The following is a 2,515-nucleotide window of genomic DNA, read 5'->3' on the forward strand; positions in this document are numbered from 1 at the left end:
CTCACCCCCCGAAACCCCCCGCGGGCGCGGGAGCCCCGCTCGGGGGGGGGGGGGGGGGGGGGGGGGGGGGGGGGGGCCCCCGCGGGGGGGCCCCCCCCCCCGCCCCCCCGGGCCGGGGTTGCGCGCGCGTCGTCAGCCGGTCTTGGGATGGACGATCTTCCACTCCTGGTTGCCGGTGTTGGTGCAGTCGGAGATGTTCAGCTTGTCGTCGACGTTCGCCCCGCCGTTGACGTTCAGGCACTTGTTGTTGCTGGCGTAGTTGCGGATCCAGTAGTCGCCGCTGTCCTGCTTGTCGATCCACCACAGCTGGTTGTCCGCCGTGGTGCCGTCACAGTGGAACTCGCCGATGCCGGTGCCGACGGGGCGGCCGCCGTACTCGCCGAGGTCCATGCAGAACTGGTCCTTGACGTTGCGGATCTGGAAGAGCGGCTGGCCCCCGGGACCGAGCTTGGGGTACTTGACCTCGAGGTTCCAGAGCTGGTTGTCCGACTCGGCGCCCACGCAGCCGGCCTGCTGGACGGCCAGGTTGATCCGGCCCTTGTCATTGCCCGGCAGGTCCGCGCACATGCGGGTGGCGGCGTTGCGCAGCAGGACCTTCTCGGCCGGCACGACGGGCGGCGGTGCGGCGGGCTTCTGGGACTGCCCGCCCCCGCCGCCGTCGTCCTTGGGCTTCTCGGACTTCGACGGCTCGGGCTCGGGCTCGGGCTTCGGCGGCGGCGAGGCCAGCGGCGAGGGGGACGGGCTGTTGGGCAGGACCGCTCCCGCCTGCTCCGTCTGCTCGGTGGCCGCGCTGCGGACCTGCGGCTTGTAGGCGATCCAGATCATCACGAACGCCACCGCCAGCGCGACGAACAGCCCGAAGAACGTCGCGAGCCACCGGGGCAGGAACCCGCGCTGGACGTACGTCCCCTCGACCTCCAGCGGCTCGGTGCCGGAGCGGCGCACCGTGAGGGTGTAGGGCCGCTCCTCCTTCGAGCCGAACCAGATGATCTGCCGGGACCGCAGGGTCGCGTCCACGAACGCCGCGCGGCCCGGCTCGATCTGGACGTTCCCCGGCCGGATCTCGTAGGCCAGGTGGTCCCCGTTGTCGCTGCCCGTGACGGACGCCGTCACCTTGGTGTTGCCGAGGTTGTCGACCGCCAGCTTCGGGCGTCCGCGGAAGCGGCCCTTGACGGTCGGCGGCACGAGTTCCGCGCGCACCTCGGCGAACGGGGTGATCGTCAGGTTCCCCTCCGGAACCGTCACGGCCTCGGGATGCTCGGTCGGCGTGATCCGCACCGCGTACGGGTTCGGCCCCGCGACCGCGTCCGGGGTCCGGGGCGGCGCGAACGTCAGCTCGACCGTCCCGGTCGTGCCCGGATACAGCCGCAAGGTCACCGGCTCGACCGTCGTCCAGGGCGCCACGTCGCCGACGGGCTCGAAACGGTATTCGTCCACCACGTCACCGGTGTTGCGCACGCGCAGGCGCACGCGCGTGCTGCCGCCGGGGTCGACGGTGACGGAGGCGGGTTCCAGGGAAGTCCATAGGCTCACCCCCGGCACGCTAACCGCGCGCCCGCCGCCGGTCAGGAGCCACAGGGGCAGGGTGCGTTGCCCCGGGGGCCCCTCGGATTGCCCGGGCGTGCGGGCCGGGCCGTCGGCAGGTCAGGTCCGCGGCGCCCGCGTGCCGTTGGCGGTCATGATGCCGTGGCGCGGTGCGGCCCCCGCGGGGACGCCGAGCCGGGCCGAGGTGCGGATGCCGTCCGCGCCGTCGGTGCTGCGCCGGCGCCCCTCCTGCCCGTCGACGGCGTCCGTGAAGGTGCCGCAGGGCTCGAACTCCCGGAGCGTGCGCCGGACGGCCGGGGCGCCGTCGGCCACCGTGCCCTGCTCGACGGCCGCCCGCCGGGCGACGGACGGGGCGGTGCCGTGTCCGGCCACGAAGGCGGCGCTGTCGGTGTCCGCCGCGCGCTCGGAGCCCTGCCCGGGATCGGTCACGGCCACGCCCCCGCCGTTGTCGTGGCCCGTCTCGCGGACGCCCCGCAGGTTCTTGTCGAGGTGGCCGGCCTCGTGCGCGAGGATCCCGGTGTTCCCGACGGCCTCGGGGCCGAGCAGGATGTGGCTGCCGGCCGTCACCGCGTGGGCGCCCGGCGCCGCGGTCGCGCGCTGCGCCATCGGATTGTCGTGGACCCGCCCGGCACCCAGCCCGTCGTTGCGGTGGAACGCCTTCGCCTTGCCGAGGAGGGGATCGGGGAGCGGACTGCTCGGCGCGGCCGGCGCGGATGCGAGGAGGCCGGGCGCCGACGCCGACCGGCCGTCGTCCGCACCCTCGTGGTCGTGGTGCACGGCCTCCCGGCGCCGGACGGCCGTCTCCCCGTGCCCGCACCCCGGGCCGCGCCGGTGCCGGTGCCGCTGCCGCTGCCGCTGCGCCTCGACGCCGCGCGCCACCGTCCCGTCGCCCGCCGCCCGGCCCAGGTCCGGCATCCGCCGGACCGGCGGGCTCGGCGTCCCCGGTCCGGTCGCGTAGACCCCGCTGACG

Annotated in this window: 2 protein-coding genes; both read right to left on the bottom strand. The window is 75.3% G+C overall.

The genetic code is table 11. The annotated features are described in order from the left end of the window. Positions 1-132: 132 nt before the first annotated feature. Positions 133-1,533 (bottom strand): RICIN domain-containing protein, encoded by a 1,401-nt coding sequence (locus ACFXA3_RS40810; protein WP_385196250.1) that lies wholly within the window; start codon positions 1,531-1,533, stop codon positions 133-135. A gap of 111 nt (positions 1,534-1,644) precedes the next feature. Continuing rightward, positions 1,645-2,515 (bottom strand): DUF4157 domain-containing protein (locus ACFXA3_RS40815; protein ID WP_385196253.1); only part of this gene is annotated, 871 nt, incomplete at its 5' end.

The organism is Streptomyces sp. NPDC059456, from assembly GCF_042750055.1.
GTDB lineage: Bacteria > Actinomycetota > Actinomycetes > Streptomycetales > Streptomycetaceae > Streptomyces.